Annotated in this window: 19 protein-coding genes; 3 read left to right on the top strand and 16 right to left on the bottom strand. The window is 42.1% G+C overall.

What is annotated here, in order from left to right; translation table 11 throughout:
• Positions 1 to 53: 53 nt before the first annotated feature.
• A complete protein-coding gene (locus EP58_RS16020; protein ID WP_036094865.1) occupies positions 54 to 2,354 on the bottom strand; it encodes a SpaA isopeptide-forming pilin-related protein in 2,301 nt (766 codons plus the stop codon).
• A gap of 236 nt (positions 2,355 to 2,590) precedes the next feature.
• Here EP58_RS16020 and EP58_RS16015 point away from each other — a divergent pair, with 236 nt between their 5' ends.
• Positions 2,591 to 3,721 (top strand): LCP family protein, encoded by a 1,131-nt coding sequence (locus EP58_RS16015; RefSeq protein WP_036094864.1) that lies wholly within the window; start codon positions 2,591 to 2,593, stop codon positions 3,719 to 3,721.
• Between the two features lie 88 nt (positions 3,722 to 3,809).
• On the opposite strand, the gene EP58_RS17130 is transcribed toward EP58_RS16015, so the two are convergent.
• Entirely contained in the window at positions 3,810 to 9,191 is a 5,382-nt protein-coding gene (locus EP58_RS17130; RefSeq protein ID WP_052171487.1) for a VaFE repeat-containing surface-anchored protein, read from the bottom strand.
• A 577-nt stretch (positions 9,192 to 9,768) separates the two neighbouring features.
• Here EP58_RS17130 and EP58_RS16005 point away from each other — a divergent pair.
• Together EP58_RS16005 and EP58_RS16000 are read left to right on the top strand one after the other, a co-directional pair.
• Complete coding sequence (locus tag EP58_RS16005; RefSeq protein WP_036094861.1) at positions 9,769 to 10,413, top strand: hypothetical protein; 645 nt, start codon at positions 9,769 to 9,771, stop codon at positions 10,411 to 10,413.
• A 128-nt stretch (positions 10,414 to 10,541) separates the two neighbouring features.
• On the top strand, positions 10,542 to 11,213 hold the full coding sequence (locus tag EP58_RS16000) for a Crp/Fnr family transcriptional regulator (RefSeq protein WP_036094859.1): 672 nt from the start codon (positions 10,542 to 10,544) through the stop codon (positions 11,211 to 11,213).
• Positions 11,214 to 11,894: 681 nt separating this feature from the next.
• Here EP58_RS16000 and EP58_RS15995 read toward each other — a convergent pair.
• The 14 genes from EP58_RS15995 to EP58_RS15930 form a co-directional block, all read right to left on the bottom strand.
• The gene (locus EP58_RS15995) at positions 11,895 to 12,122 is read right to left on the bottom strand and encodes a helix-turn-helix transcriptional regulator (protein WP_036094857.1); all 228 of its coding nucleotides are present in this window, start codon (positions 12,120 to 12,122) and stop codon (positions 11,895 to 11,897) included.
• The gene (locus tag EP58_RS15990) at positions 12,119 to 12,880 is read right to left on the bottom strand and encodes a YqiA/YcfP family alpha/beta fold hydrolase (RefSeq protein ID WP_052171486.1); all 762 of its coding nucleotides are present in this window, start codon (positions 12,878 to 12,880) and stop codon (positions 12,119 to 12,121) included. The genes EP58_RS15995 and EP58_RS15990 overlap by 4 nt, the downstream gene beginning before the upstream one ends.
• A gap of 13 nt (positions 12,881 to 12,893) precedes the next feature.
• On the bottom strand, positions 12,894 to 13,610 hold the full coding sequence (locus tag EP58_RS15985; protein ID WP_036094855.1) for a glycosyltransferase family 2 protein: 717 nt from the start codon (positions 13,608 to 13,610) through the stop codon (positions 12,894 to 12,896).
• Positions 13,597 to 14,889, bottom strand: coding sequence for a glycosyltransferase (locus EP58_RS15980; RefSeq protein WP_077917963.1), 1,293 nt, complete (start codon positions 14,887 to 14,889; stop codon positions 13,597 to 13,599). Before EP58_RS15980 ends, EP58_RS15985 begins: the two co-directional genes overlap by 14 nt.
• Positions 14,886 to 15,737, bottom strand: a complete 852-nt coding sequence (locus EP58_RS15975; RefSeq protein WP_052171485.1) for a hypothetical protein — start codon at positions 15,735 to 15,737, stop codon at positions 14,886 to 14,888. Before EP58_RS15975 ends, EP58_RS15980 begins: the two co-directional genes overlap by 4 nt.
• Positions 15,738 to 15,742: 5 nt before the next feature.
• The gene (locus EP58_RS15970; RefSeq protein ID WP_036094851.1) at positions 15,743 to 17,059 is read right to left on the bottom strand and encodes a UDP-glucose dehydrogenase family protein; all 1,317 of its coding nucleotides are present in this window, start codon (positions 17,057 to 17,059) and stop codon (positions 15,743 to 15,745) included.
• 17 nt (positions 17,060 to 17,076) lie between these two features.
• On the bottom strand, positions 17,077 to 18,018 hold the full coding sequence (locus EP58_RS15965; RefSeq protein ID WP_036094967.1) for an NAD-dependent epimerase/dehydratase family protein: 942 nt from the start codon (positions 18,016 to 18,018) through the stop codon (positions 17,077 to 17,079).
• Between the two features lie 25 nt (positions 18,019 to 18,043).
• Positions 18,044 to 18,652, bottom strand: a complete 609-nt coding sequence (locus EP58_RS15960; protein ID WP_036094850.1) for a sugar transferase — start codon at positions 18,650 to 18,652, stop codon at positions 18,044 to 18,046.
• A gap of 1 nt (position 18,653) precedes the next feature.
• A complete protein-coding gene (locus EP58_RS15955; RefSeq protein ID WP_036094848.1) occupies positions 18,654 to 19,889 on the bottom strand; it encodes an oligosaccharide flippase family protein in 1,236 nt (411 codons plus the stop codon).
• On the bottom strand, positions 19,855 to 21,168 hold the full coding sequence (locus EP58_RS15950) for a hypothetical protein (RefSeq protein ID WP_036094847.1): 1,314 nt from the start codon (positions 21,166 to 21,168) through the stop codon (positions 19,855 to 19,857). Before EP58_RS15950 ends, EP58_RS15955 begins: the two co-directional genes overlap by 35 nt.
• Positions 21,169 to 21,184: 16 nt before the next feature.
• On the bottom strand, positions 21,185 to 21,868 hold the full coding sequence (locus EP58_RS15945; protein ID WP_036094845.1) for a CpsD/CapB family tyrosine-protein kinase: 684 nt from the start codon (positions 21,866 to 21,868) through the stop codon (positions 21,185 to 21,187).
• Positions 21,862 to 22,527, bottom strand: a complete 666-nt coding sequence (locus tag EP58_RS15940) for a YveK family protein (protein WP_036094844.1) — start codon at positions 22,525 to 22,527, stop codon at positions 21,862 to 21,864. The genes EP58_RS15945 and EP58_RS15940 overlap by 7 nt, the downstream gene beginning before the upstream one ends.
• Positions 22,528 to 22,602: 75 nt before the next feature.
• Complete coding sequence (locus tag EP58_RS15935; RefSeq protein WP_036094842.1) at positions 22,603 to 23,871, bottom strand: nucleotide sugar dehydrogenase; 1,269 nt, start codon at positions 23,869 to 23,871, stop codon at positions 22,603 to 22,605.
• A gap of 22 nt (positions 23,872 to 23,893) precedes the next feature.
• Positions 23,894 to 24,349 carry a DUF4352 domain-containing protein gene (locus EP58_RS15930; RefSeq protein ID WP_052171484.1) on the bottom strand — a complete coding sequence of 152 codons (456 nt, stop codon included), beginning with the start codon at positions 24,347 to 24,349 and terminating at the stop codon, positions 23,894 to 23,896.
• Positions 24,350 to 24,412: the final 63 nt, after the last annotated feature.

Here is a 24,412-nt window from a genome sequence, read left to right as displayed (position 1 = left end):
TTCTTTAAAAATGGGTACACAAGATTTCTGCTCATTTCTTATTTAAAATGTGACTATCTTACACTTTTTCTATACCACAGTAAAGTAGCCCCCAGTAACATACAACCAAGAAGAATAAAAGGTTTGTCTGACTGATCTCCCGTTTTCACTAATTTTTCCTGTTTTACTTTGGCTGTAACAACTGGTTCTGGTTTCGCTACCGGTGCCAAATTCGGCTTCTCAGGAATTCCCGGTTTTGCAATAGGAACAACAACTTCTGGTTCTGATACTGGCTTTTCCGTCGGTGCCTTAGGAATCTCCACTGGATTTTCCGGCTCGACTGGCAGCTCTGGCTTCATCGGAATTTCCGGCTCTGGCAAAACTGGATCAACTGGTTCTTGCGTGAAAATATGACTATTCTCCTTCGCAACTTCCACGACACCATCATTTTCTCCAAACACAATTTCGAACGGGACCGCATCACTATCAAGCACATATCCTTGCGGCGCGGCAGTTTCAACAAACGCATATGCACCCGGATCTAATCCGTCCACCGTTATTTCTCCATTTTCATCCGTCACTAAGTCCCGTAATACAACATTTCCGTCCTCATCTATCAACTCAAACGAAGCCCCAGCCAGCTTATTTTCATTATTTTGCACATCGATTTTCGTCAATGTGACCGTCCCCGTCTGCAACTTGTTCTCCGTCCCCAACACAATCGGCGTGACATCCTGGTTCGAAACAACTACTGGATGCGGCGTACTATCTAGCACATACCCGACCGGCGCCTCGATTTCCGTCACCGTATAATCCCCAAGCGGCAATGCTTTCGTCACTAAAAATCCAGCCTCATCCGTCGCCCCTTCAAAAATAACCTCTGCCTTATCGTTGCGCACTTCATACACCGCGCCCGCTACAGGCTCACCATGATTATCCACCTTTTGAATGCTTATCCGCCCGTCATATTTCCGCGTAGAAACCGCATTCGAATGAATCACATTATTATCCACCGTCAAAAAAGCCTGATTGGACAGCAAATCACCAATTTTGAGTTCTTCCACATTGACTCTAAAACTCCATTCCATCTTGTCCGTTTTTGGAATGTCGACAAGCGTCTTAATCCTAATCTCATTGTCCACCAGTTGCATATCTACTTTACTATTATCGTAAGGCAATAAAATCGGTGACTTAATCCTGCCATCCAGTGGATCGGTAATCGTTGTCCCAGCTGGAATCGCATCCCCATCTAAAGAAGCTAACTTCAATGTATAAACCAACTCATTATCATCATAGTTGAGCGCTGACTTATCCACACTTTTGCTTAAAATATAGCTGGTCCCGAAATGTTTAATCGGTTTCACAGGTACTGTTTTGACCACATCCGCACGGTTGCTTGCCGATAATTGGGCAACATTTTGCTGTAAACCAGTATTCACGTCATCCACCTGCAGCGAATATTCAATAAAATACGTATCATCTACAGTCAAATCTCCCAATTCCACTGTAAAACTGTTTGCTTCCTTGTCTACGTGAATTTTATCTTGAAAATCTGTCGTCACATAGTTATATTTCGTCGCCGTACCGGTCGCATCAAAAGCCGCCACTTTCAAAATTCGAATCCCGTCCTTCGTCATTGTATCCCCCGATATCGAAGACTTAGTCGGCGACGCAATCAATGACGTCCCTTTTGGCAATGTATCCGTGATAACCACATTTTTCAAATCCACGCGCCGATAATTCACGACCAACTGAAAACTATTATTTTCAGCATCCACCGTATTCAGCGTCGCAACCCCGTCCTTATCAAAATCACCCTTATACCACTTATCAAAAAGCGGCGCAATCGCAACGTTCTGCTTCTGCACATCTACCGTCACTTGCTTATTTTGCCCAGCATAATCCACTGCAAACGTCTGCGTATCATGATAAGCATCGCCAACTGTCATAAGTGGCGCCCCAAATTTAATCTCAAAAATACCATTGAACGCATCATTTGCTCCAATCGCCGTCCTGTCCACCGAAAACGTCAACTGGTAATTCGTTGCATCATTCGTCACGTTTTCCAGTTTAAATGGTTGCGGAATCACGGTTTTAGTCGTGAAATCATTCGCGTTGTAAACAATCTCTTTCGGAATCGTCACCGTGATATCCCCATGATCCGTCAAAAAAGCACCCGCACTTCCAGAAATATTGACGCGTAAATTGACTTCCTCCCGGCTACTAATCGTTCCCGTCACGACCGCGAGCGATGTTTGAATCGTGCTACTTCCCGCTTTCTCTGTCCCACCTTGCGCCGATGCGAACACGCCGAATAGCGGTAAACAAAGCATTGCGATAATAAAACACGCGATATATTTTTTACTTTTCCCCATTGATAGTTAATCTCCTTTTGCTATTTATTTAAAATGCGCCATATCCATCCAGTCTCGATGAATATACTTCTATATTAGACGCATCCATATTTCAGTTAAAGACTCACTTATCTACCATTTGCAATTTTCCCGTTTTTTTATGTCCATTCTGTGTCTATCTAGGGCGACACATAAATGTAACATTCCTATATTATACTTCTATTAATCACAATCTTTTTACGAAAGGCGGTTAAAAAATGAAGCCCACCAGATTCAGAAAAAAGAAAAGAACGCGTCTTATTCTCTTCTTACTATTCGGTTTACTAATCACTGGCACCTTGATTTATCTCTGCATCCTTTACGTCAAAGCAGAAAAAGTTTGGAGTAAGGCCTATCATCCTATCTCCTCGACAGACAAAAAAGCAACAGAAGATACGCTGATGTTTTTAGTTATGGGACTAGACAATAATGCGACTAGAAATCTCGGCAGTTCCAGAACAGACGCGATGATGCTAGTCAGCTTAAATAAACGTACACAAAAAATGACGCTCTGCAGCATACCCCGAGACAGTTTTGTACAAATACAGTCCGATAATTATACTGGTATGCAACGAATTGAGTCCGCTTATACTTACGGAGGCCCAAAAAGCGCTGTAGATACGGTTAAAAAATTATTTAATATCCCCATTAATCACTATGTTGTTCTGAACTTCGATTCCTTCATCAACGTAATCGACGCGCTTGGAGGCATTGATGTAGACGTACCGAAAACATTTGATGGTCCACTTTTTGATACCGGAAAAAAAGTCCACTTCGAAAAAGGAATCCAACATCTAAATGGCGAAGAGGCTCTAGCTTTTTCCAGAGAACGCAAAATCGATAACGACATCATGCGCGGTTTCAGGCAACAGCTCGTTCTTGAAGCGGTGAAAGACAAAGCCATGCACCTGAATTCCATTTCAAAATATATAAAAATCATCGAATCTCTAGAAGGCCAAATGCAAATGGACCTCAACATGCGCCAAATTAAAACAATATTGCAAGACTTTCTGATTGGCAAAGATTATGAGATAGAGCAACTCACCTTTGATTGGCGCGCTTTTAGTAACGGCGGGCACAGTATGGTGGAGTTATATCAAGATAGCATTGACCATGTCTCGCACCAGCTACGAGTCTCACTGGGTCTAGAGAAAAAAGATGAGCGTGACAGCAAAAAATTCCAAACCAATGGAAAATATAAATATAAAAGCGACCACACGACAGCAACACCAGAATCAGAAAAAAACGCGGATACGTTCTCCGGTGAAGGGCTTTACATTGGGACAGACGGAAATACCAAGACAGGCGACCTGCCAAATAAGAAAACAACGACTGGATTTTATGATTAATCTTCCTTGAGACACAAAAAAGCCGTTTGAAAACCCAATCTCGGTTTTCAAACGGCTGCTACGATACTATTCTTTTATGCCTTATCTTTTAACGATTTTGTTTCCTTTTGTTAAGGAAAACGATAGCTCCAATTGCTACAAGCAAGCTTCCGAACAAGAGAGTTAACAATGAGAAATTGTCTCCTGTTTTTGGTAGTTTACTCATTAGGCTTGTGCGTTCGCCATCTTTACCAGCCTTATCCGTCTTCTCTAGTTTGCTAGTACCATTATCTGGTTTAGAAGGATTTTCAGGTTTTTGCGGGTTTTCTGGTTGGCCTGGATTTTCAGGCTTTCCTGGTTTTTCCGGTTGACCTGGATTTTCTGGGTCTGGCTGCTTGATATAGCGAACCGTTTGGTCTAAGTCGTTAATGTCTTCGTGTCCCACAACTTCTTTCCCATTGCGGAATAATTTCTCGAAGACAACGACTTCACGTCCACCTAATTCACGTGCGTCCAAGTCAAATGCTACTTCTACAACACCGTTTGGCTCTTCTGGTGTAAAGGTTGTTTCGCCTAGCACTTCTTTACCGTTTGATACGACTGGCTTTCCTGTTGCTTTGTCCATTAGTTTTCCTGTTACAGTATACTCTTTTCCAACGATTAAATCTTCATAGTATACCTTGTCAATAATGCTTACTTTTTCTTCTGGTAGGATTTCTTTGTCACCATTTTGATCTGTTGCGATTGTTTTTAGGTCTGGTTTCGTGAATGTCACGGTTTGGTCTGCATCATTGATGTCTGTATGCACCGCTACTTCTTTGTTGTCGGTATACAGACGCTCAAACGCTACCACTTCTTGCCCTGCTAGAGCTTTGGCATTGAATGTGAATGTTACTTCTACTTCGCCATTTGGTGTTTCTGGTGTGAAAGTTGTTTCGGCTTCTACTTGCTCACCGTCAACTAATAATGGTGCTTCTGTAGATTTGTCCATCAAAATTCCTTTCACCGTGTACTCACGACCTGGCGTAAGATTTTCATAACGAACTGTATCGACTAGACTGATTTCTTCTTCTGGGCTCGGGCTTTGTGTGCCTGTCTCTACGTCACGTAATGTTGTACCGATTTCTGGTGTTTTGATTGTTACTGTTTGTCCTTTATCATTGATGTCTTCATGGGTAACTACTTCTTTGCCATTACGCATCAATTTCTCGAATACGACGATATCCTTACCGTATAAGTCACTTGCATCAAAAGTGAACGCTACTTCTACAAAACCATCTGTATCTTCTGGTGTGAATGTTGTTTCACCGCGTACTTCTTCACCGTTTACAAGAACTGGCGCGTTTGTTGCTTTGTCCATTAAAATTCCTTGTAGTGTGTATTCTTTACCTGCGATTAAATCTTTGTATTCTACTACGTCGATGATTGTTACTTCGCTGTCTGCATTCAGTTCTTTTTCACCGTTTTGATCTGTTGCTGTTGTCCCGATTTCTGGTGTTTTGAATGTAACTGTTTGGTTCGCATCATTGATATCCGTGTGTGCCGCTACTTCGCGCCCATTTTGGTACATTGTTTCGAAAGCTACGATGTCTTGTCCTGCTAAACCTTTGGCGTTAAATGTGAACGTTACTTCTACTTCACCATTCGCTGTTTCCGGTGTGAAAGTGGTTTCTGCTTCTACTTGCTCGCCATCAATCACGAGTGGTGCTTCTGTTGCTTTGTCCATCAAAATTCCTTTTACCGTATACTCACGGCCTGGAATTAAGTTCTCATATTTCACAACGTCTACTAATGTTACGTCTTCTTCTGGACTCGGTGTTTGTGTTGCTGTTTCTTCGTCACGTAATGTTGTTCCAATCGCTGGATCTACGACTTTAATCGTTTGTTTCGCATCATTGATATCTTGGTGAACGGCTACTACTGCGCCATTTAACTTCAATGTTTCAAAAACAACGATGTCTTTACCTTTTAGTTGCGATGCGTCTAAAGTGAATTCTATTTCTTCGCTGCCGTTTGTATTCGCTGGGTTAAACGATTTTGTTGCCGTAATTGTTTGACCGTTTACTAATAATGGTTGATTCGTTGCTTTGTCCATCAAAATGCCTTCGATATCATACGTTTGCGTCGTGTCTAGGTTTTGATATTGTACTTCATCGACAATCGTAATCGGTCCTGCGTGTACATTGCTTTCGCCTGTTTCTTTATCACGTGCAACCGTTCCGATGCTTGGCTCAATAAATGATACGGTTTGTGTCATGCTATCTTTATCCGTGTGTGTTGCCATCACTTGTCCAGACTCATCTTTCAACACTTCAAAGACAACATACGAGTTACCTTTTAAATCTGTCGCGTCTAAATTGTTGAGTGGTACTGTGACTTCTCCAGATGCTGTTGTCGGAATAAATTCGTGTGAACCTTGCGTTAGAACGATGTTTCCAGTTAATTTGTCTACCAATGTTGCTTCTAATGTGTAACGCTCGCCCGGATTTAAGTTGGTATATACTACGCGGTCGCTAAGCGCTACGTTTTGGTGCGGGTGAATATCATGTTGTAACCCTGTGCTCGTTTCAAATGCAAATGTTTGTAAACTTGGTGCAAAGAAAGATACTGTTTGATCCGCATCATTCAAGTCTTCATGTGTTGCCACTACTTCATTCGTTGCTGTATCAATCAGACGCTCAAATACGACGACTTGTTGCCCTTTCAAAGCACGTGCGTCAAATCCGTCTAATGCCACAACTTCTTCCCCATTCTCCGTTGTCGCTGTGAATGTTTTCGAACCTTGCGTCAATACTGTTTTACCATCTTTAGTCATTAATTTTGCATCTAAACGATAGTTTTTGCCTGGTGTTAATTGCTCATATTTCACACGGTCGCTGATAAGTGTCGCCATACCTGGGTATAATTCCTTGTTGTTCGTTCCTGTTTCAAAAGCAAGTGTTTCGATTTGCGGCTTATAATCACGCTTATTGGTGATATTGCCTAATTCTAGTACCGTCGAATCACTTACAATTTCAAAATTAATCGGCTTACCGTCTAGGATATAACCACCATTCGGAGCTTTTGTCTCTACAAAGTGATAGTTGCCATATGGTAAATCGTTCACTGTTACTTTACCAGTTGTCGCCGTACTTGTATAAACACCTACTTGATTACCTGGTGCACTTGATGCACCTTCGTATAATGTGAATTCTGCTCCTGCTAATGGGTTTTGCGTATCTGCATCTACTTTTGTAAATTCTACGCTACCAAGTGGTTCAACAGTTGCTGTGTTGGAAACTTTCAACTCAAATGGTACTGTTACTTGGCCTTCTCCAATAGTGAATGTTCTTGGTGTCGCGTCTAGCTCATATCCTGTTGGTGCTTTTGTTTCCACAAAATAATAGTTGCCAAATTCTAAATTGTTCACTTGGAATTTTCCAGATGCTGGTGTTACGTGGCTACTTACTAGCGTCCCTGAACCTGGTGTTCCTTGGAATAAATCAAACTCTGCTCCTGCTAGAACTTTGCTCTCTTCTGCTTCATCATATTTAATAAGTTCTACCGATCCTACCGGTGCTTCGATTGCTTTATTGGAAACTTGCAATTCAAATGGTACCGTTACTTGACCTTCTCCAATTGTGAATGTTCTTGGTGTCGCGTCTAGCTCGTATCCTGCTGGTGCTTTTGTTTCTACAAAATAGTAGTTTCCAAATTCTAAGTTGTTCACTTGGAAAGCTCCTGATGCTGGTGTTACATGACTGCTTACTAGTGTTCCTGAACCTGGTGTTCCGCGGAATAAGTCAAACTCTGCCCCTGCTAATCCTTTACTCTCATCTGCTTCATCATACTTGATTAATTCTACTGATCCTGCTGGGGCTTCGATTGCTTTGTTAGCAACTTTTAACTCAAATGGTACCGTTACTTGCCCTTCCCCAATAGTGAATGTTCTTGGTGTTGCATCTAACTCATAACCTGCCGGTGCTTCTGTCTCTATAAAATAGTAATCTCCAAACTCTAAATTATCTACTTGCACAATGCCATTAGTGGGTGTAGTATGCGAACTGATTGGCGTATTCCCAGCTGCTGGTGTACCTTTGTATAGATCAAACTTTGCTCCTGCTAAACCTTGGCTCTCATTTGCCTCATCATACTTTACTAATTTTACAGATCCAACTGGTATTTCTTCACGTTCATTAATAATTGGAATCTCTAAATCTAAGATACCTTTATTAGTAAGTTCAAATTTATATGGCTCTTCTAGTAGCTTGTAACCCGCCGGCGCTTCCTTTTCTTCTAACTCATACGTACCAAATTTTAACGTTTCATCATGGCTAACTATACCATTGGAATCTGATATAAGACCCTCTTTGATTGTCGTTTTCGATCCGTTTGAAATTCGATATAAGTCAAATTTAGCGCCTTGTAAAGGATTTCCAGATTCATCTTGTTTTTTAACTGTAAAACCAGCATTGTCACCTTCAGCTCCACCTGACCCGCCTTCTATCCTAACAGTAGACTCGCTATCTTCTGTTCTCTCTGTTGATACGATTTTGGCTTTATTGGTAAACTCTATTTGATCAGGATCTGTAATTCGGGTATTATAGTAAATCTTTCTTCCCATTCCATCATTAATGTCACCTACATTAACCTCGAATGTTCTTTGCTCCGCGTTATAGTTCTCTAAACATAATAGCCAAAAATTTCCATATCCTATTCCGATTGTATTCCCTCTATTATAACTTTGTATCACATTTACCTTGTCCGCTTCCGTGAATCCAGCAAATTCTTGACCTGGACCTATTTCATCGTAGATTCTCACATTGCTCATGGACTCATACAAAACTGGAAATGCAGGATTAGGTAATAATGGTGGTAGAATAAGGATTTCCCATCTTATCATATCTCCTGTTGCATTAACCCTTCCATTCTTATAGTAACGATCTCCATAGAATGGTTGGTCTGGATCTGATCCACCACCACCTGGCTCTCCTGGCGTGATTGGTACTTTCACAGTTTCTCCATCAATATCAAATTCAATTTCAATTTCTTCACCTGGCTTAACATCTGATGTGAAGTTAACGAAAAACTCAAAATATCCTTTAACGTTTGATTTCCTTTCAGGATAGTCTGTAAAGGTAACAACATATTGTTGCCCGCCTGGACTTGTCGCTTGACCAATCGCTACTAGTTCTCCATTACCATCCTTAAACTCTAGTTGATTATTTTGTGCTGTTTGTAGCTCTTTAGGAAGCGTAACCTCCATTTTATCGCCTTCATCAACATCTTTATCATTTGGAATCGCAAACTCGTATTTAACTTTGAAACTTTTATTTGTTGGAATAGACTGAATAGGATTACCACTGCCATCTGTAAATACCACACTTGTAATGAATTGGTTTCCCCAATTATATCCACCTGCCGCCGATGCCATTAACTGCATCGATAATTGATTAATAATTAATACACTCAAAAGCATGATTGTGATAATCTTTTTAAAATTTTTCTTCATTCATTTCCTCCTGATATTTCGAATTTGGTAATGCCTGACTGCCTGACTGCCTGTCTCAATTACTAGTATATATATAAACCTAATTTTGTGATGTAACATATGTTACTCGATGCTTTTTTTTCGTTTCATACCTGCTATTTTGATTTTGCTTTACGTGAAGTGTCCCTTTTGGAAAAATGGTTAGGCATGATGAAGCGACAAAGTTAAATTAGGGTATTTTCGCATTGGCTAGCATATCGTTACATACGTGTAGGTGTATTGCTGTTTTCCTCCCTTGAAGAGAATAACACGATTCCTACTGGTGTTTTGTAACAAAGGTTACAGAACTCATAAAAACGGATGAATGAACGGACGGTGACAAAAAAATCGCCTCACTTACACGTGTTACCAAGGCTTTTCGACGCGTAATAGTTCTTTTTCTTCTATATAATAGTTTTCATTCTTGGGTAAAATGATCAGCTTACGTAGAAATTTTTTTACATTAAATCGCGGGCAACATATGTTACAATCTCCTCTATTTATATGTGTTACTGTAAACTAGCAGTAAATCCGAATGGGAATGGAGTGGGTAGGAAGAATGGATTTTTTACATGTGCACGATTTATTAATAAAAAAACCTAACTTATTAGTATCATTGCTTGAGATGACAGAACTTGATACGTGGCATCCTGATATATGTCAAATTCAAACATTAAAGAGTTATCAATCCTTAAACATAGAAAATGCGGAGAAGATTATTCATATCACACAAGGCGTTTTATTACAGCAAGTCAATAATGCGGACATTTGTAAAATCAGTGTGAACGCGATTTGGTCGAAAGATGATGTTCTATTCCATAATGTTTTTCAGCAAAGTCAATACGAATACTTAGCAATCGGTGACGTCGAGGTGGCCATTTTTGATGCGCGCGCTGTTTTAGATACGCTTTCTAAGGAACCGTTTTTTCCAGATTTTTTGATTGAATATAATAAGCGTCAACAAGAGGAGTTTTTCCAGTTTTCCTATATGTTGACGAAGAATATTCGCGAGCGTGTCTTAGATGTGATGAAGCGTTTCTCGAAAAAACATCCAGATGGCTATATGGTGCCAAAGCGCGTCAATAGTTTGCTATTATCGAAATGTTGCCAAGCCACGCCTGCTACAATAAAAAAAGCCTTGATAGACTTGAAACATGAGAAACGTATCATCAAAAGAGAACAGCACTTATTTATTCAAGATTAGATAATATAGCCTATACGGATGTGCGCAATGATATGTAAAAGGAGGCTATTTTTAACAGTTTGGTGTCTCTTTGTTGTATAATAACTATGAAAGATTCACATGCTGAAATTTGCGAGGAGGTCATGGTCATGAACTTTATACAGTTTCACAAAGAACTGTTTGGTGTTAATTCTAAGTTTTCAGAGTATGCGGCTAATCATGCAGGTACGCAGGAGTTTTTCTTTGAGGGGCCTGGTTTATTTCAGGTTGATTTAGAGAAGTATGCCTTTCTGGTTTATGAAGGTGTTGTCCTTAAATATCATATTTCTCCGCTAGGCAAGATGCTGTATGATAATTTCTATACGCGCAATTCCTTTATCGGCTTACTTCCCAATATTTTTTATTTTGATGATTATTTTGAATATACAACACTTGGCAATATTCGCGGTTTGAAGATTCCTTTGTCGGCTTTGGAGGCTTATCCTGATGATCTTAAGAACGAGCTTTTCCTTAGAAATATTCAACGTGAATTATTTTGGAAAGATAGTGCGGCTAGAATGTTAGGACTAAATTTGAAAGAAAAAATTTATTATATTCTGTCTATCATTCATAGTTTTCGTGGTATTAATCCATGGGACAACACGTATAGTATTCCTAAATATATTACGCATGAAATATTAGCAAATGTGGCGAATGTGAGTCGGACGCGCGTGTCTTACGTGATGTCGGAATTGCAAAAAGAAAATGTGATTACGTATAGCAAGGAAGGCAAGATTGTTATTCTGGATATTGATTTTTTGCATGATTCTTGTGGTTACTAGGTTGAAAAGTGGCTCTATTATCCTGTGCTTATTTCAGAGCGGTAAACAGTATAATAGGGCTTTTTTATTTTGGTGGCTATATTTGTTTTTCTCGTCTTGTTTTATATGTACATAATACTTTCCGCTTAATGTTCGTTTTTTTTAATCTGAATTATCTGATTTATCAACCAAAATTACTTTTCCTTTTTAGAAATCCAGAAAAAATGGATGTTGCGAAAGTTTTTGTAACACCCTTTTTGTTCCATAAACCACTAATTCTGCATGCCCAAGTGCCACATATTCATAATGAGTAGATTAAAAAATATTGTGGAAAATAAAATTATTCTCCATCCAAATAGCGTTGATTAATTGCTTGTTTTGCTTCTGGTTGTTAACTTGTTGTAATATTGGATAGCTCTAGTAAGAGGAAATCCATAGGAAACCTCCCTTTCATCTGAACTACATTATTTAGCATAATGCATAATTTTTTAACAGGAAAGAGCGAAAAAACACTATTTTGCAAATGATTTTCAGGATTATGTGCATTATAAGCTTAATTTTGTTATTTGCGACCCTAAACGATTGGCGTTCAACGAGTATAAATGTGTCTAAATTGTGTCTGAAATTTTCATTATGCAATAAAAGGAGCCTTTTGCGAAACATTTGAAAAAGTCGGCCATTGATATAACCGACTTTTCCTTTTTATTGAAATGGTCGATATTTTTTTCGTAGCTCGCCTGCGTCCTGTTTTCTATTTTCGATTTCGTATCGGTAAAATAAGACGGCGGAGCCTTTTTTTATTTTTGTGATTTTGCCACGGGTTACCAAGGAGTGAAAGCATTGTTTTGAGACGCCTAGGTGTTCGATGGCTTCTTGCCGGGATAAAAATTCTCGATTTAAAAAAATCATTAGTTCTTCTTGACGATTCATGATGCTTCACCTCTTATTTTTGCAATTGTTTGCAATAGGTAAGGCGGAAAATGACCTCGTACGTCGGCATGTGAGGTGTACTTTTTGATGTCTTGTTCTGTTTTGACTTTTTCCATGGTTAGCTGTACCAGAAGTGGCTCGATATGACTTTTATAAGTGTGTTCTTGATTGGAATAATGCAGGTAAACGTTCGGTGCATTCGTTATCGTGATGGTTTCTTTTAGCATTGTATCCAATTGATGTAGCTTCGTTTCCGTAAATTTACCGAGCATTGCTTTAAGTGTTGGCATGCGTTCTGGCTCCGACTGGAGGTAGGTTGAGAGAAAATATTGCGGTGCGCCGGAAATGATGTTTGTAGCTCTCATCCGAAAACCGAAATAAAGTGCTGCGTAACCGCCTTTACTTGAGCCGATGTATGTTGTTTGTGTTGCTTTCATTTTCTGGGCTGTCGTTGTGATGAGCTCCTCGACTGCATCTCGAATCTGAAAATTTCCCTGCTCGCAAAGGTAGTATACGCCGCGTTTTTGGTGTCCAAAGTTATCTAGAATGAACAGTTTGTTGCCTGAGACTTCCTTTAATGTGTTGACGTAATTGTAAGTCGAGGACATTCCTGCTCTAGGGAAAGCGCTGAAAATAACGAAGAGGTCGCGACTCGTGCTATCTTTTTGAAGTAGATAGTGCAGTTTTACACCATTGGATTGTGTCGCTGTTCGTCCAATAAGCTGAAAATAGAGTTTGGCAAATAGTTTTTTTATCATGTATTTCACCTTCCTAACTGATACGTTTTTTGATTGCCTGGTAAACATAACCTGTGAAATTATATACTGTTTGGATATAGGTCAGTTTTTCTTGTTCGCGGTACATTTTCCACGTTTGCCCAAGCATTTTGGTTTTGTTCGCGGATAGGGTATTCGCTTGGACTTCGTAATAGGCAAGCCCTTCATTGAGTCCATACGCGTGAATTCCCGTTTTTAAAATAGCTAGCCAGGTTGCTGTATCTTGCCTCGTGCGGATATTTGGCATCGAAAAAGTCCCAACAATAGTGCAGTCAATCATGACGGTCAAGCAACCGATAATCGTGTTTCGGAGTAGTTTTTTATACGTCATTTCGGCTGGTGCTGGAACAAGTCGTTGTTTTCCGCTTGTTTCGTTGCGGTAGTAAGCAGTGAAGCTGAATCCGATGTTGTTTGCCGCCATAAATGTGTGCTGGCGTGCTAGTTTTTCAGGGTGCCAGCTGTCGTCGCTATCGAGAAAGGCGATGTATCTGCCAGTTGCGGCTTGGATGCCTGTATTTCGTGCAATGGCTGATCCGCTATTTTTGGGTAGTTGAATAAGTTGAATTCGCTGGTCTGTCATTTGCTCGATAATGCTGCACGTCGCATCACTCGAGCAGTCATCGATGATAAGCAGTTCGAAATCTTGATATGACTGCCCAAGAACGCTTTGAATGGATTTCTCAACTGTGTTAGCGCTATTATACGTTGGCATAATAATGCTGATTTTGTCGTTTTTGATGGGGGATTCCTCCTAATTTTGCGTAGTAGTTGAGTAAACGATGCTGTTCGTTCTCCCAGATGTATTTTTCTTTGATTGTGGTTATGTTTGCTTTGAGTTCGGCGTAGTGCAATGGGTTGGCGATGATAGCGTTGACACCTTTTGCAATCGACGCCGGATCGTGGGAATCGACGCATAGGCCAACTTGATCGCCCTGCACCACTTTTTTGATTTCAGGAAAATCGCAGGCAATGACTGGCACGCTTGCGGCAATGTATTCGAATAGTTTGTTGGATGACGCGGAATAGTGGTTGAAGCATGTGTTGTTCAATACTTGAAAACCGAGATAAGCTTGTTCGGTATAGCTTTTTAGGTCCGCAAGTGGGACTTTGTTGACGAACTTCACTTTATCGGTCAAACCTTGCTTCACCACCATTGTTTCCAGTTCTGCTTTTTGACGGCCATCCCCGATAAAAACGAGCGTTCCTTTTTTGAAAAGTGGTGCTGCCGTTACGAGTTTTTCTAGACCGCGCCCTGGATTCATGACGCCCTGATAGAGTAAAATTAGTTCGTTTTTTGGTAGGTTTAATTTTTGATGTAGCGAGGTGACTTTCCTTGGTGTTGCATCAAGTTCTGGATAGTTATGCACAACGCTCGGCAGAAAACCGTATATTTTTTCATTGTATTCCGCTCGGGTATCATTTTCGACAATCATAAAATCGATCGTCTTGATGTAAAATCTCTCAATCCAGCCATGAATCGCGCCGTGGTAGCCTTCGCGACTCGTTTGAACTTCGTGGGAGTCATAAATAAGTGGCTTTTTTTTGATTCGCCATTTTGCAGCAATCTGTGCTTGTGGCAACGTATTCAAATCGTGTGCGTGATAGAAATCAGTTTTTCTGCCGCGAGCCATGCGTGTCATTTCAGCAATGAGTAACGCCATATTTGCTAGCCTCCGCACTTTTGGAATCAGCCAGATGGCGAGGAGACATACGCTTAGAATCGTTGCAATCAGTGAACCTAACGTCATGCTTAAAAGGAGTAATCCCACGAGAATACACGAAATCCCAATCAGCCCGCTCTTGCCGCTCACTCGTGTCACCTGAAATCCCGGTTGTACCTCTTCCGCGCGCGGTAGCGGCATTTTTCCGACCTCCTGCACACATATCAAATCAACTAGATAACCCGCATCTGCCAGTGATTTCCCCTCTTTATAAACCCGCGCATCATTCGTGAAATTATTAAAAAGTAACATCGTAATCTTCTGCTTCATCTGAACATCCCTTCTTGCAAAAATTGTTCCGTTCGCCGCTTCTGCCCTGTTTGGTTGACGTGATAGACCGAATTCGCAATCTCTGAAAGTGGCACAAAATAATCATTCGGCGAGCCAATGACCGTGTAGCGAGCTTCCAAATACGCTTTTAAATCCGCAATATAATTCGATTGGGCATAGACATCAAATTCCAGCGTACTCGGATACGTTATTTTCACCTCTATATTGCGTTTTTTAGCCCGTTTAACAAAACAATCTAACGCCCGCATGGCCTCCGTCTCCTCAAAATAATCTGGAAAACGCAGCGGTTTATTCTTACTCGGTGCTAAATCTGAAAACGCGATATTCTGATAGGAGCCGCATTCGCTAATTTCGAATTTTTTCTCAACAAATTTCGCATTTAATTTCAAATTGGCAAGTAAATAGTAAAGTTGTTCCTTTCGTGAAAAGCGCTTCAACTGATGGCGGCGATACATCCGATAATACTCATACGCGAAAATATCATGATTTGGCCGGTGATAAAGCGAATAAGCGAAACAAAGCACGATTTCATCCCCTGATTTAGCATTTTTCATCGCTGCATCCAAAATAAATTGCATCCCCAAACCAACATTCAAGCCAAAATTCACGTGTGGCAAGTTTCCCTGCGCATTCAAAAACGCGGTATCAAAACTGTAAAGCACATCGCTCCCGCCTACAATAAAGCGTTTCTTTCCTTGAATCTGCGCCGCATACGTTTCCTTCACCTCAAGCAACCGCTGAATCCGAACAATCCCTCTTGCTTTATAAAAGAAGTAATACCAAGCGATTCCAGCGATAAGTAGCATGATACAACTGATAATAAGCACGATAATCACCTCAAAACCGGCATTCTAACATGATGATTCCGCCCAATCGAACGATAAATAATGCCCGCTTCCTTCATCCGTTTTTGGTCCATACAGTTTCGTCCATCAATAACAACCGGCACACGCATCACTGCTTTTAAAACGGTCAAATCCAGCTGTTTCACTTCCTGCCATTCCGTCACAATAATCGCCGCCTCCGCATCGAACAAAGCCGCATCAATCTCATCATGCAAGGCAACCGAACTCGGCAATAAACCACGCGCCTCCATCGTCGCAACCGGATCATACGCCGCAACACTCGCACCCGCCTCCAACAATTGCGCAATAATTTTCAGCGACGGCGCATCACGCATATCATCCGTATTCGGCTTGAACGCCAAACCTAGCACAGCCACTTTTTTCCCACACAAATCATCATGAATCGTCAATAACTGCTCCACCATTTTTTCATAACGCACAGCATTCACCGCTTCGACCGCGTCCAATAATGGCAAATTCGCGCCCTCTTCCCGCGCCATTGCAAGCAACGCCCTCGTATCTTTCGGAAAACACGAACCACCATAACCAATTCCCGCCTGCAAAAACTGACTCCCAATCCGTTTATCCATGCCAATTCCAGCACTCACCGCTTCAATATCGGCATTTTTCCATTCACACATATCCGCCATTTCATTAATAAAACTAATCTTCGTCGCCAAAAAAGCATTCGCTGCATATTTAATCATCTCCGCGCTCCGAATATCCGTCTCAAAAATAGGCACCGAAAACGGCTCAAAAATGTCCCGCATCACGCTCGCGGCTTCTTCATGCGCTGTCCCAACGACCATCCGATCCCCATAAAACGTATCATGAATCGCGCTTCCTTCCCGCAAAAACTCCGGATTCGAAACCATCATCGGCCGCGTCCCGCAAGCAAGCGCAATCGTGTCCGCAATCAGATCGTTCGTCCCAACTGGAACCGTGCTCTTCGTCACGACAACCGTCTCCGCCCGCACGAATGGCGCAACATCACAAGCCGCCGCCAAAATATAATCCAAATTCGCCGAACCATCCGCACAAGGAGGCGTCCCAACCGCAATGAAAATCACACTATCCGCCGTCATCGCATTCGAAAGCTCCGTCTCAAACGCCAATCGCCCTTTCAAAATATTCTGTCGCATCAAATCCCGAAGCCCCGGCTCATAAATCGGCGACTCCCCATCACGCATTCGCGCCACTTTTGTCGCATCCAAATCCACACACGTCACCCAATGTCCCACTTCCGCAAGCGCCGTCCCAGTCACCAATCCAACATAACCCGTTCCAATTACAACTATATTCATATTCCTCTCCCTCACGTCTATTTCATCAAGACCATTTCCTGATTTTGCTTCTCCACATGCATTCGTTCCAGACCCTTCGCCAACCTATGTAGCGGCTGCCAACAGGTCATCTCCAAAAATTTCCGATTCGAAAGCCGACTATCACGCACATCACCAACCCGCGCCATCCGATTTTCCGGCACAACCTGCACTTGCAACAACTCGCTCATCACCCGCAAAACATCATTAATCGACGTCTGCTCATCCGTAGAAATGTTGTAAATCCCATTTTCCTGTACATCAAGCGCCAAAACTAACGCCTCCGCAATGTCCTCCACATAAACAAAATCACGCGTTTGCTCGCCGTCCCCATGAATAACCGGACTTTCTCCAGACGTCACTTTATCCCAAAATTCAGAAATCACATCCTTAGCAGCCGTCCCTTTTTCCCCATAAACATTCGCAAACCGAAGCGCACAATAAGGAAAATCCGCCGTCTCATGATTCAGTTTTAAATACTCCTCCCCCATCCATTTCGACATTCCATACGGCGAAATCGGCATCGGAATAGCATCCTCCGTCAATGGCAATTCCGCATTATTCCCATAAACCGCCGCCGAAGAAGCAAATACAAACCGTTCAAAATCTGCGACTTGCTTACATGCCTCCATCACGTTCAACGTCCCCATAATATTAATATCCGCATCCAGCAACTGCTCCGCAATCGAAACCTGCACATCAATCTGCGCAGCCAGATGAATCACAAAATGCGGCGCAATCTCCCTAATATACTCCCGCGCAGCCTCACTCCGAATATCACAAACCTTCAAATCGACCAAACCTTCAGGAATCGCCGACCGATCCGCACGACTCAAATCATCGATCACAAAAATCGCGTGTGGCGTTGCAAGTAAACGCTGAACGACCCGCGAACCAATAAAACCACAACCACCAGTGACTAAAATCCGTTTTTTCCTCATGCTTTTCCCCACTTTCGCTAATCTCCTAAACTGCATCCCGTGACTTCAACACAACCACAACCGTCCGCAGCAAAATAACCAAATCCATCCGCAACGAAAAATTCTCCACATAATGATAATCCAAGCGCATCTTCTCGCCATTCGTCACAGAACTACGCCCATTCACCTGCGCCCAACCCGTAATCCCCGGCTTCACTTCCAAACGCTTCCGCTGCTGCTCCGAATAACACGACGTAATCGCCGGAATTTCCGGTCTAGGCCCAATAAAACTCATATTTCCCAACAACACATTGAAAAATTGCGGCAACTCATCCAAACTCGTCTTGCGAATAAACGCCCCAACTTTCGTCACATGCGGATTTTCCTCCGTCACATCTTTAAAAACAAATCCATCCGGAACCCCGTGCTCCCAGTCATAATCATGCTCACCACTCATCTCCCGCACACGCATCGAGCGAAATTTATAAATCGAAAATGCTTCGCCATCCTTCCCCGTTCGCGTCTGCACAAACAGCACTGGCCCTCGATCCTCCAACTTAATACATAGCGCAGTTACAAGCATAATCGGCCCCGTCAAAACAATCCCAATAACACTCAACACAATATCCCCAAACCGCTTCATAAAAGCCATCATCCTATCCCCTCCTTCCTTTCAAAATTTCCTTCCCAATCCACCATAAACACAGATTAAAAACCGCAATAACACTCCCATATACGAGCATCGTTTGTAAAAAATCGCTCTTAAAAACACTAAAAATAACAACTACAAATCCCAATTTGACACTCTCCAACACCATTTGTAACTTTTGCCGTTCCAGTAAATACAAAATCTGAGACGTCGCGCTACAAATCATTTGCGTCAAAAACATCGCCCCTAAAACTTGCGTCAATTGCCCAGCAACCACCCATTCCTCACCAAACAACACGTGAAAAATGCTCGGCGCGAAAAAGGCAAAAATACAAAACGGAACCGTCAAATACCAAGCTAATTTCTTCGTTAGACTCATGTATAATGCATAAACCTTCGCTGGATTCGCCGCCATTTCCTTCGCTGCTACACTGTAAAAAAACTGCGCTAACGTCATCGCTAAAACCGAAATCGGCACGATAATCACGCGTTGCACAAACGCATATTGACCGCTATCATTCGCGCCAAAAACCGCTAACACAAGCAATAACGGGAGTTGCAACGATAGTGTGTTAATCAATCCCGCCGGCATCGAAAAAATCATAAAGTCCTTATATTTACGCAATAATTCCGCCGTATCGCGCCATGTCATGCGGACTTTCACATCTTGCTTCGAAACCCGAGCCAATATCCCAACACTAATCGTCTTCCCAATCACGTCACCAACCAATAATCCTGTTCCTTTCATCACGCCAGAAAAAGCAAATCCAATCTGCGCAAATCCAGTGAAGCCATTCTGCAAAGCCCGCGTCATCGCCAACGTCCGATACTGCTCCCGGTTCATATTTTCATAATTATAAATCTGAATCAGACTCGTCATCGCGATGCCCATCGAAAGCAAAATCGCCTCCCATAACGCCGGATAAATCCCCACCCAATTCAAAACACTGACACCGAAAACGAGATACACCAGCAAGATTACGAGACTTATCAAGATTGCCAAATACTGATTAATGTACGTTAGTTTTTTTGCCCGCGTCCGGTTTCGCTCTAACGGAATCGCTTTTTCGAGCCCAAGACTCGCGACCTTCACCGTGATTGTAATGACGGTCACATACGCCGCGTAAATGCCGAACTCTGCCGCCGAGTAGAGCCTTGCAATAATTGGTGCGAAAGCAATCATGAGCAGTTGCGCCAAAGCATTGCCACTAAACAGCGTCCAGATGATTTTTTTGATAGGCAATAAGCTCCCTCCTTTGCTCTGTTTGGAATACATAATTCAGCCCCATCGCGATAAAAATACCATTCGTCATGAGCGCGATGATGAACGAACTATCCACCAAACTCCACGCCGGCATAACCATCAACGCGACACTAATAATAAAATTCCGATTCGCCGAAATGCTATCGTAAACCCACAGCACAATCGTGAGCAAAATGGTAAAAACAATCATTCCCGCGTAGCCAAATGCCGAATATCCATCCGCCCACATGTTCACATTCGCCGACATTTCCTCCGATCCAAAATAGTTCAACCCGATGACATAACTCGGATTCGCGTCATACGGATAATGAACAAAACCACGAAAAATCGAATGCCCAAGATACGTTTTCGGATGCGTAGAGAAAAAGTCAAAGAAGAAACTGGATAGCGCACCCGGAAGAAATAACATGCGTCGCGTAAAAATCTCTGTGAGCGTAATATTGCCGCTAAGCGTATCAAAAACCATCGAGAATACGACGAGAAACAAGATCATCCAGACAAACCGGACGCCGAACTTAGCCCCCCCGTGTCGCAAACAAAACAGGACAACCGCGAGCAAACACAACGATAACGCGACACTTTTATGCCCTGTAACCGAGTAAACATAAATTTGACCAACGATTCCAACCCCGATAAGCACCATATTTCCTTTCAAAACACCGAGCGTAACTAAGAATAAATCCATAATTTTCGAAAGCCACACAACCGCGTATCCCGAAAACCGATTCGCTTCTCCCCGATACGTTTCGCGGACGTCATACACTTCCTTAAACGACACGACATCGATGCGAAATCCGAACGTTTGAATCATAATGGCATACAACAACATCGTGAAAAAAACGATACCAACCGTGACTAAATTTTGCGATATGTTCCATTCTCTTATTCGAATAAGCGGCAATCCTCCACCAAAGTACAGAATAATGAGACATATAAGCAATACAAATTTGAAGATAAAAAAGGAATCAAACGGCGTAGCACGAACGAAATCTGGTATGAGCATCACTGGAATATACGCGAAAATATACAATATCCAATAAATAACTTGCGACGGCCTCGACACCCGATACTCCGACCAAAAAGCTGGTAAAAAGGCGAGTATGCTAGACACAGCACAGATCCAGAGCGGCGGATGAAGGTTGACGAGTCGATAATAGCTATACGACGGCGATATGAGATAAATGTAAGCGTTGTAAAGGCTCAAGATGTATAAAATAATCCCTGCCCACACAGATAATTTGCCGACTCGAATAGACATGAAATTCCTCTCCCCCTTACTTCTTCACGTAATCATAATAATAACTAGATTCATGACGACGCCGTTTAACCTTATTCCGAATAATCCCCAACACGTCAATATTTTGCATCTTGCATTTCTCGATACATTCCTTCAATTGCGTCTTTGTCGTCTTCCCATTCTCCAAAACAAGAATCGTCGCATCACAATAATTCGCGGTAATAATCGTATCCGATAACCCAATCGGCGGCGCATCAATAAAAATAAAATCATACACCGCTTCATACTCTTTCAAAATCTCCGGCAATAAACTATCGCTTAAAAGTTCAGATGGATTATACGGCGAAGCACCACTCGCCATCACATCCAGATGATCATCAATCTTCTGAATTCCCTCATATCTATGAAATTGATTATCTTTCAAAAGATCAGACAACCCAACATAATTTTTCAATTTAAAAATCCGATGAATCGTTGGCAATCGTAAATCACCATCAATCAAAAGTACTCGCTTCCCACTCTTCGACATAAACATCGCTAAATTAGCAATCAGCGAAGATTTCCCTTCCCCTTGTCGGCAAGAAGTCGCCATAATCGTCTTGATTTTTTTCTTATCCGCTACGTATTGAATCGATGCACGAATATTACGAAATTGCTCCGGAATCGTTCCTTTTTCATTTGTGATGAGCGTTCTTTGTTTCGCCTGTTTTTTGATTACCATTTTTCAATCTCTCCTAGCACTGGAATAACCGTTACTTCCTGAATATCTGCCTCTTCGCGAATCGTCACATTGGTGAAGCCGTGTATAAACATAATAACCGAGCCAATCATCAAACCAATAAAAGCTCCCATTACCAGACTCACCTTTTTATTCGGACTCACAACGTTGCCTTCCACAGCTTTGGATAGAATCACAATCGTATTGTCCTCGATTAAGTTCCCAACCTCTTGCTGCATAGTCGACACGGTTTTATTAACAAATTCCATGGCTTTTTCGGCGCTGTCCGCTTTATACGAGACAGAAATAATTTGCGAGTCATTTTCGTTTTTTACCGCTAATTTTTGCGCTAATATCTCGGGTTTTGCTACTAAACTCAAATCGTCTTTCACCTTATCGATAATGTAATTACTTTTCAAAATACCTGTATACGTGCTGATTAAGCGATTATTAGTATTCGCATCCAGCCTAATATCATCCTCCGCAAGCTTCTGCGGTTTCACAAGGATATCCGAACTCGCTTGGTACATCGGAACTGCCATTTGCGTCACCCAAACATACGCCCCTGCAATACCTAGGTTTGTCATGAAGAGCAACAGAATCGCATAACGTTTCAAATACTGAACGAGCATTTTCATATCAATCTTTTTTTCGATATTCACCGTTTCCCACCTTTTATCTATAGTTTTTTAGTCCGTTACGCAACGTTTAGATTTATGTTGTACTTTTAGCGTAGATTAACTTGGAACAACAGCTATTTTTTTCGCTTGAGATAAATTGCCATAGTTCACGTAATTCACTTTTGCACCAACATGTTGCACAATATTTTTCGTATCAAAAATCGTCATGTCACGCATTTTATTCGTATATTTTGTCGGAATATTTCGAAACTCGTCATGATCCGTCAGCACCACTAATAAAGAACTCCCATCACACGCCTCTTCCCCAGTCAGCGGCAACTCAGCCACGTGCGGATCGAAAACGCGAACATCAAAAGCCATATCATCCAATCGCGCCTTTATTTCCATCGCTGGGCTTTCCCTGACATCATCAATATTTCCCTTATATGTCATTCCGAAAAGCGTCACCCTGTTTCCCTCACGCTCCGCCATGAACGCTCGAACTTGTTGTACCACAAAGTCTGGCATACTATTATTAATCGCCCGCGCCGTCTGCATCAACAGAGATTCCTCGGGAGCCGCAGCAATAACAAAATACGGATCAACTGCTAAACAATGACCGCCAACGCCTGGCCCTGGCTGATGCAAAGTCACACGTGGATGCTTATTCGCCATTTCAATCACACGCAAAGCATCGATGCCCAAACGCTCACTAATTTTGGCAAGCTCGTTAGCAAGTGCAATATTCACATCCCGATACGTATTTTCCATCAACTTACTCAGTTCCGCCTCGCCCGCCTGCGCCTTGATCATTTCACCTTTCACAAAAGTGCCATAAACCGCCGCCGCTTTTTCCGTACAAGCATCGGTAATCCCGCCAATAATACGCGGATTGTGCACTAATTCATGCATAATATTCCCCGGCAAAACTCGCTCTGGACAATGCGCTAGAAAAATATCCTCGCCCACCGTAAAACCCTGCTGCTCAATCACAGGTTGTACGACATCCGTCATCGTTCGCGGAGCAATAGTGGATTCGACAATAATCGTATCGCCTCGTTTTACATGAGGTAAAATATTGTTCACTGCAGCTTCGACATAACGCGTATCACAAGACTGATATTGATCCGCTTTGTTCGGCGTTGGTACAGCGATAATGTAAACGTCAGCACTCGCAGGCACCGTACTCGCAAAGAAGTTTTCCGTCAACAATACTCCTTGTAAATCTTGCTCTAAACCCGGCTCTTCAATATGAATCAAGCCCGCGTTTAACTGTGTGGTGACCCATGGTGAGATATCGACGCCCGTCACTTGATGCCCGTATTTCGCGAACAATATCGCAGTTGGCAAACCAATATATCCAAGGCCTATAACCGTCATTTTCATCCTATTGCTTTCCCCTTTCTTGTCATTTATCAGGAACCGTAACCGTCCACTTCACATGATCCGTCGCCTCTTGTGAATAAGGCTCGTACAGCACCGTTACTTCCTTCTGATCCGCCGGTATTTCATAAAAACCAGAACCCTTCAATGTCTTTCCAGCCGCAATCTCATCGCCAAAATTGTTAGCATTCAAGCCATACATCGCATGCTTTTTCCCATCTTTTGTCTGAATCTTGAAATCACCCGCGCCAGCTCCAGCTTTTTCCTTACCTGTATTCTTCACGCTAAAATCGAGTTGTAGCATTTGCTTTTTATCGTCGTTACTAATTTTCAATTGAGTGCCCTCTAATGTCATTTCGAGGTTGTTCGCTACTCTTGTTTTACCAACATCATCGCTCGCCGCTTTACCACATCCGCTTATTGCGACCGCCAAGACAATACTGAGTAAAAATACCATGAGCCAGTTTCTTTTCTTTTTCATAAAATTGGAACTCCCTTTCAAAATTAGGACATCATGAGTGGCGATGAACACCACTCATGATGC

The sequence above is a fragment of the Paenilisteria newyorkensis genome, from assembly GCF_000766145.1.
GTDB lineage: Bacteria > Bacillota > Bacilli > Lactobacillales > Listeriaceae > Listeria_A > Listeria_A newyorkensis.
Note: the sequence above shows the minus strand (reverse complement) of the source record. Positions and strands in the feature narration are given on the sequence as shown.